The sequence below is a fragment of the Mycobacterium sp. genome (genome assembly GCF_035603715.1).
Lineage (GTDB): Bacteria > Actinomycetota > Actinomycetes > Mycobacteriales > Mycobacteriaceae > Mycobacterium.
The window spans coordinates 1-7,219 of record NZ_DATNJW010000210.1 but is presented as its reverse complement, the minus strand read 5'-3'; the positions used below and the strand labels follow the sequence as shown (position 1 = coordinate 7,219).

The following is a 7,219-nucleotide window of genomic DNA, read 5'->3' as shown; positions in this document are numbered from 1 at the left end:
CAGCCCCCGCAGACGACCAACCCCGACGGGACGAGCAACCAGGCTGACGCGGTTGCCAAGGCTGCCGCCGAGCCGGCCGGCCAAGCCGCGACGGTGGCGCAGAACGCGGTGTCGTCGACGCCCACCACGACCACTCAGACGGCCGCGAGCACCGGGCTGTCCACGGCGGCGCCCAACCCGAATACGTTCATCGGTTGGCTCCAGACGATGTTCACAAACACCGTCGACAACTTGGGTCAGGGCGGTTGGGGCCTGGGCCTGTCGAGCGGCAACCTGAACTCGATGCGGCAGATCCTCCAGGCCTACTTCGCGGTCGGTCTCGGAAACTTCGGCTACGGCCTCGGGCAGCAGTTGATTACCCCCGCTCAGGCAACGGCACTAGAACAAGGGCTTGGGTTGATGCCTGGGGCACCAGCAGCAATTCCTCCAATTGGCGGCACCGCAGGCGTCAGTGGCGCACCGTTTACGGCCAGCAGTGTGTCGGCCCAGATGGGCGAGGCCAGCACCCTCGGGCGGCTGTCGGTGCCCGCGGGTTGGCAAGGGTCGACGCCGGCGGCGATGGAACAGGCCCAACTGGTCAGCGCTTCACGCTCGGTCGCACCGCAGGCAAACGGAATGCTCAACGGTGTTCCGATGGCGGGCAACGCCGGCCTCGGAGCCGGTGCTGGACGCCGCGGCAGTGGGTACGTCGTGAAATACGGATTCCGGCACGCGGTGGTGCCCCGGCCACCCCAAGGGGGATAACCGGTACGGATCCGTGCGGCTGCGCCCAGTGGCGTGGCCGGAATCCGTGAACGGTCCACGGCGAACGAGAGCGTTCCGCGTTCGCCTATCCGAATGGTGGCCACTGCGGCGTCGGCGCCGTGGCGCTCGAAGCCCTTGTTCGCGCCAAAGGCGTTGCATTTTCTCGTGATTGACTGCCGGGTCTTCTGCGCGAGTGTGATATGCCGGGCCGAAGTGGCGCCGCGCGGACGGCAACGTCGCATCCGGATCGTGACAGGCTCGTCGCGTTGCGTGGCGGCCTGATATTCCATTCGCGATCTTTGTCAGCGCACCTTCTCCAAGTCCGCATCAGCCAAAAGCCGCTTGAGCGTGGCGTTTTCACGCTCGAGCGCTTTGAGCCGCTTGATCCTTCGCCACGACCAGGTTGGGTTACGCAGCTGTCGACGTGGCCATCGAGCGGCCGAGCAAACAGCGCGTTCCGGCGGCCGGCCTAATCGAAGCATTACCGCAGGTGGAAGGTTTGTCGAACTCAGGGTAAACAGCCGATATCGAGGGGTGAATACTCGCCGTCCAGGCGTGAACAGTTAGGTCGGCGGCGGCTTTATCCGAGCGTGACCATCTAACCTTTCAACCGAACGACCTTGCCCAAGGTCGTAGACGCGCTTAGTTATCAAGGAGGAGACCGGATGTCGTTCGTGACCACACAGCCGGAAGCATTATCGGCAGCGGCCACCAACCTGCAGGGGATCGGCTCGGGCCTGAACGCCCAGAACGCCGCCGCAGCGGCCCCCACCACAGGAGTGGTTCCGGCTGCAGCCGACGAGGTTTCGGCACTGACCGCCGCTCAGTTCGTCGCTCACGCCCAGCTGTACCAGGCCGTCAGCCAGCAGGCTGCGGCCATCCACGAGATGTTCGTCAATACGTTGGGCACCAGCGCCGGTTCCTACGCAGCCACCGAGGCCGCCAACGCGGCTGCGGCCGGCTAGGAGGCATTTCACATGGTGGATTTCGGGGCGTTACCGCCTGAGGTCAACTCAGCCCTTATGTACATGGGTCCCGGTTCGTCGTCTTTCCAGGTTGCCGCGTCGGCATGGAACGGCCTTGCCGCGGAACTCCAGTCGGCTGCTCAGGGCTACGAGACAACGATCACGCAACTGGCCAGCGACGCGTGGAACGGACCGGCCTCCGCGGCGATGTCAACCGCGGCGCAGCCGTACATCACCTGGCTGCAGGAGACATCCACGCAGGCCGAGCAGGCCGCGGCTCAGGCCCAGGCGGCCGTTGCCGCCTACGAGCAGGCGTTCGCGGCGACGGTGGCACCGCCGCTCGTCGCGGCCAACCGCGCCGAAACCGCGGCCGCAGTGCAGGCCAACGTCTTCGGCCAGTACACCCCACTGATCGCGCAGCTCGAGGCGCAGTACGGCCAAATGTGGGCGCAGGACGCCGCGGCCATGTACGGGTACGCGGGTCAGTCGGCCTCGGCGACTCAGGTGACGCCGTTCGCCACTCCGGCCGCGACTACTAACCCTGCCGGCACGGCCGCTCAAGCCTCTGCGGTCGGCGCGGCCACCGGCAACTCAGCCGCGTCAAGCTCCCAGAGCCTCTTGTCGCAGCTGAGTTCGTCGCTGACGGGCCAGCTGCAGAGTCTTGCGTCGCCGGCGGCCAGCACAGCGGCCACCACCACCACCACACCGTTTCAGCAGCTGTTCGCGTTGATCTTCGGTACGACCGTCTTGCCCACGAACCTGTCGGCGCTTGTCGGCGACTACTCGCCGTACGCCAGCTTGTTCTACAACACTGAGGGTCTGCCTTACTTCAGCGTTGGTATGGGCAACTTCGGCGTTCAGATTGCGAAGAGCGCGGGAATGCTGGGCGGTGCGGCCCCGGCCGCTGCTGCCCCAGCACTCCACGGTTTGAGTGGCCTCGGAGGGGCACTGGGCGGCGGTGGCGCTGCTGGCGCGGGTGCCGCCGCGCATTCAATTTCCGCCATTTCGGGCGGCGCCGGTTCGGTCGGCAAACTGGCAGTGCCGGCGTCGTGGATCGGCGGTGGTGCTCCGGCCGCGGCCCCAAACGGCGTGCAACTGGTCAGCAGTGTGAGCGCTGCTCCGGAGGCCGCCGCCGGTGGCGGGAACCTGCTGGGCGGTATGCCGCTGGCCGGTACGCGAGCCGGCTTCGGCAACGGCTTGGGCCCACGCTACGGGTTCAAACCCACGGTGATGCCCCGCCCGCCATCAGCTGGCTAGAAACCGATTTGCTTCAGGCTCCTGGGGTGTCACGTTGCGACGTGGCACCCCAGGAGTTTTGATAGCAAACCGGCAACCGGCCGACAGACTAGCCCGGCAATGCTCAAACACTGGAAGCCTTTCCCTCCATCGGGTGGCATCGCACCTGCCGAGCAAATACGGTTACTATCGCCCCACAACGGGCGGTAAGTGAGCTGTCGCTTGGGCCCGAACTCAGTCGACGCATGGCGTGGGCATCTTTCTATACAGGACGGGCTACTGCGTCGGTGGCGACCAGGGTTCCCACCGAATCGAGGATCCGATGAGCGACAATTCCGGTAGGCGGGCCCATCCACTGATCGGGTTCATCACCCGTGACAATCCACCGCAGATTGCCCCGGCACCGATTAGCCGGGCGTGGATGTCAGAGATGTCAGAGACGCGTAGAGGTTGGCCTAATCGGTGCCTGCCGATGCTGATCGCCAACCAGAGCGGCTGGGAGCTGCGCAATCGGAGCGCGTTCACCGCTACGTGGATCGGCCAAGACAGCGTGGACGTGAGCGTCATACCCGATAAGCGCGACGCCGCTGAGTTCATGCCGGTCAGCCATTTCGGTAACGGCATCCTGACCTGGCATCTGCCGTTACTGTTTCGCACCCCGCCGGGCTATAACGTGTTGGTGCGCGGGCCGGCGAACCATCCGAAGGACGCCGTATGTCCGTTGGAGGGCATAGTCGAAACTGACTGGGCGAGTGCGAGTTTCAGCATGAACTGGAAGTTCACCCGCAAACTGATGCCGGTGCGTTTCGAGGTCGACGAGCCGTTCTGCATGATCGTCCCGCAGCGCCGAGCCGAACTTGAAGACTTCGCACCCGAACTCAGGCGCCTCGACTCTGACGAAGATCTGCATCGCAAGCACAAGTCTTTCCTTCGCCCACGGGACATGGAAGGGCAGGCCCAGGCGGCGGCGGCCGTTGCCGCGGGAGAGCCAGTGCAATGGCAGAGCGACTACACGCGGGGACGACACGTCGACGGCGAGGCCGGGACACCCGATCACCAGACTCGCCGTCATCTTCGTTCATTTGTTCAGCTACACGAGCCGCGCCCGTTAGCCTAGAGGCGAGGTGAATCGCGGACGTCGCGATCATGGCTCGAATATGAACAATTGGGGCGCATTTGGAAGCGTGCGAGAGCAGTGGCGTAGGTTTCCGGTAGGTGAACAACCGGGGGTGCGGGCAGGAGGATTCCGTGGCGAAACACGCTGAGGTATCCGGTTCGCTGGCCTTGTCGCGGAAGCCCCGAGACACCGCCCGCACGCTCCCGAGGGCCGGGATCGGTTCGCAAGCGTTCAGTGCAAGCGTTTTGCCGCGCCGGCCTGCTCAGCCTGCCGAGGTCGCTCAGGCGCGAGTGTTTGAGCGGCTTCTGCGAGCAGAGTGCGCCGAACTGCATGAGCTTGCGCATCGCATAGCCCAGCAATCCGAGCCTGGCGATTCCCGGCCGTCTGGAGAGTTGGTGCAGTTACGCGCTCGCATCGACGAAATCGATGGTCTGCTGCGAGCATTGCAAGGGCGGTTCCCGCACGCCATGCCAGATGGTGACCGCTAGCCCGGTGAAATAGGCTGGCTTCCAGTCAATCCTCGTCCAGAATCAGCGCCATCTCCGGGCAGGACGCGACTCCGTCACGAGTTGTCTGCGCGTCCTTCGGCGCGACCTCGTGTTCTTCGAGGATGGAGTAGCCAGAATCATCAATGGGGAAAATTTCTGGGTCAACCGCATAGCACTGGGCGTGACCAACGCACCGCGACTGCTCGACACGAACCTTCACAATGCCGAGTCTAAAAGACATGTCGAGCATCGTCGCTCGATCCGGCACCCGCTCGCGCGGGGACGACGCGACCGAGCCGCGGAGGGCCGCATACGATATCTACCGTCGCCCGCCCGCCACCGCGCCAGCGAAAATGAACGAACCGACGACGAGAGATCATCTGCATGAGCTCCACCAATGAAAGCCTGTACGGCACGGGCTTTCACCTTCCGCGGCTTGACTACTTCGCCCTGCCGATGGCCGCTGATCGAGGCGCCGGGTGGAAGATTTTGCGCGACGCCGGACCGGTGGTATTCATGAATGGCTTCTACTACCTCACCCGCCGTGAGGACGTGCTGGCAGCGTTGCGGAGTCCCAACGTATTTTCCGCTCGACTGGCGCTTCAACCACCGGGAAGCCCAATTCCGGTGATCCCGTTGGGGTTCGACCCGCCGGAGCACACTCGATACCGCAAAGTCCTGCAGCCGTTTTTCAGCCCACACGGGTTGAGTAAGTCGCGGCCGGTGCTTGTTCGTCACGCCGCCGACATGATCGACGCCATCGCCAGCCGAGGCGAATGCGAGGTGATGAGAGACCTGGCGAGGACGTACCCCTACCAGGTGTTCCTGGACCTCTACGGTCTGCCGTTGGAGGACCGGGACCAACTCATCGCCTGGAAGGACGCCGTTCTCTCCGACAACCCGTATTCCTCGATGGCGGACGTCGCTCCGGCGGCGCAAGCGATGTACCGATATCTGACGGACGCAATCCAACACCGTCGGGAAAATCCGGGCTCGGACATGTTGTCGACCGTGATGCAAAGCAAAGGCAACTTCACGGACCTCGAGTTGCTGGGCATGAGCCATCTGCTGATCCTGGCTGGGCTGGACACCGTGACCGCGGCGATCGGCTTCTCCCTGCTGGAGCTGGCCCGCAGACCGGAGTTGCGCGCACAGCTGCGGGATAATCCGAGGCAGATCAGGGTCTTCATCGAAGAGATCGTGCGGTTGGAGCCGTCAGCACCGGTGGCACCCCGGGTACTCACCGAGAACGTCGTCGTCGGTGGCATGACGCTGCCCAAGGGCTCATCGGTGTTCTTGTGCATGGCCTTGATCAACCGCGACGGCAGCGATGCGATCTCCACCGACGAACTCACCATGGACGGAAAGGTGCACCGACACTGGGGATTTGGCGGCGGACCGCACCGCTGCCTGGGTTCTCATCTGGCGCGCATGGAGCTGACCGTGATCGTCGACGAGTGGCTCAAGAGGATCCCTGAATTCGAACTTGCGCCTGGCTACCAGCCCGAAATCAAATTCCCCAGTAAGACTTTTGCGCTCAAGGATCTGCCGCTACGTTTTGGCTGAGCCACGGAGCGCGGCGGCAAATCAGGCCGGGGGAGCGCTGTCCACCCGCTGCGCGCGGCTTGCGGTGGGTGGAGTCATCGAACAGGGTCCGAGGGACCGCCAGGGAGGCGCGGTTTTTGCAGCGGAGCTTCCGGGTCGCCGTCGAAGGGCGGCCGCGGGTGTGGAACCGGTGCGGGCGTTATCCGCGGTTAGATTTTTTTCGCGCCACCGGAGTGCCACACCGTCCACGGCTCCGCGGCGTGCGACCGGCGCCGGTAACGACGGGGAGACCAGTGCCCGACCCAGACCAACGCATTTAAGCACTTCAGGAAGCCTTTCGGGCTGCTGATCGGGGCCCACGGAGCTGCGCCGGTTACACAGCTGTTACCGCAGATGAACAGTTGTTGCCGCCGGGTGAATAGTTGCAAACACCAGGCTTGAGCCCCAGCACACAGCCATACGCGCGTCTATTCTCATGCACGAACAGATGGCCGGAACTGACCCAGGGAGGAAGCCAAATGGCGTTCGTGACCACGCAGCCGGAGGCACTGTCGGCAGCGGCTACCACTCTTCAAGGGATCGGCGCGGGATTGAATTCCCAGAACGCGTCGGCGGCGGCTCCGACGACCGGCGTGGTTCCGGCTGCGGCCGATGAGGTTTCAGCCCTGACCGCCGCACAGTTTGTCGCGCACGCTCAGCTTTACCAGGCGGTCAGCGCCCAAGCTGCGGCGATCCACGAGATGTTCGTCAACACATTGGGCACCAGCGCCGGTTCCTATGCGGCTACCGAGGCTGCCAACGCAGCCGCTGCCGGCTGAGTGTTGTCGATGAAGACCGTCCCACTGTGGTGCCACTCCCAGTGGCTACCAGTTAGCGGGAAAGGGGGGTCCAGCCGTGCGTTTCAGGTCGGCGGTTGCCCCAGGTAACCAGTCCGACTACCACGTTCGTTGCAGTCGATCACTACAAGCAAGGAGATAAGCAAGTGCCTTCACGTTTTATGACTGACCCGCACGAGATGCGGTCGATGGCGGGCCGTTTCGACGTGCACGCGCAGACGGTTGAGGACGAGGCTCGCAAGATGTGGGCGTCGAGCCAGAACATCGCCGGGGCCAGCTGGAGCGGTA

General features: G+C 64.2%; 8 protein-coding genes and 1 pseudogene. 7 read left to right on the top strand and 2 right to left on the bottom strand.

Annotation, left to right across the window (positions count from 1 at the left end):
- Window positions 1-744: PE/PPE C-terminal domain-containing protein (locus tag VN856_RS08950; protein ID WP_325688123.1), on the top strand; the 744-nt coding region annotated here is incomplete at its 5' end.
- Window positions 745-840: 96 nt separating this feature from the next.
- On the opposite strand, the pseudogene VN856_RS08945 reads toward VN856_RS08950, so the two are convergent.
- Window positions 841-1,127: pseudogene (locus VN856_RS08945) on the bottom strand (IS3 family transposase); the annotation flags it as partial.
- 282 nt (window positions 1,128-1,409) lie between these two features.
- Here VN856_RS08945 and VN856_RS08940 point away from each other — a divergent pair.
- From VN856_RS08940 to VN856_RS08930, 3 genes are all read left to right on the top strand, one after another.
- Window positions 1,410-1,709 carry a PE family protein gene (locus tag VN856_RS08940; RefSeq protein WP_325688121.1) on the top strand — a complete coding sequence of 100 codons (300 nt, stop codon included), beginning with the start codon at window positions 1,410-1,412 and terminating at the stop codon, window positions 1,707-1,709.
- Window positions 1,710-1,721: 12 nt separating this feature from the next.
- Window positions 1,722-2,966 carry a PPE family protein gene (locus VN856_RS08935; RefSeq protein WP_325688119.1) on the top strand — a complete coding sequence of 415 codons (1,245 nt, stop codon included), beginning with the start codon at window positions 1,722-1,724 and terminating at the stop codon, window positions 2,964-2,966.
- Between the two features lie 301 nt (window positions 2,967-3,267).
- Complete coding sequence (locus VN856_RS08930) at window positions 3,268-4,062, top strand: DUF6065 family protein (RefSeq protein WP_325688117.1); 795 nt, start codon at window positions 3,268-3,270, stop codon at window positions 4,060-4,062.
- Between the two features lie 513 nt (window positions 4,063-4,575).
- Here the strand turns inward: VN856_RS08930 and VN856_RS08925 are convergent.
- Entirely contained in the window at window positions 4,576-4,770 is a 195-nt protein-coding gene (locus tag VN856_RS08925; RefSeq protein WP_325688125.1) for a ferredoxin, read from the bottom strand.
- Between the two features lie 164 nt (window positions 4,771-4,934).
- On the opposite strand from VN856_RS08925, the gene VN856_RS08920 reads away from it, so the two are divergent.
- From VN856_RS08920 to VN856_RS08910, 3 genes are all read left to right on the top strand, one after another.
- Window positions 4,935-6,116 (top strand): cytochrome P450, encoded by a 1,182-nt coding sequence (locus VN856_RS08920; protein WP_325688115.1) that lies wholly within the window; start codon window positions 4,935-4,937, stop codon window positions 6,114-6,116.
- Window positions 6,117-6,613: 497 nt separating this feature from the next.
- Window positions 6,614-6,913, top strand: a complete 300-nt coding sequence (locus tag VN856_RS08915) for a PE family protein (protein ID WP_325688114.1) — start codon at window positions 6,614-6,616, stop codon at window positions 6,911-6,913.
- Between the two features lie 164 nt (window positions 6,914-7,077).
- Window positions 7,078-7,219 (top strand): WXG100 family type VII secretion target (locus VN856_RS08910; protein ID WP_325688089.1); only part of this gene is annotated, 142 nt, incomplete at its 3' end.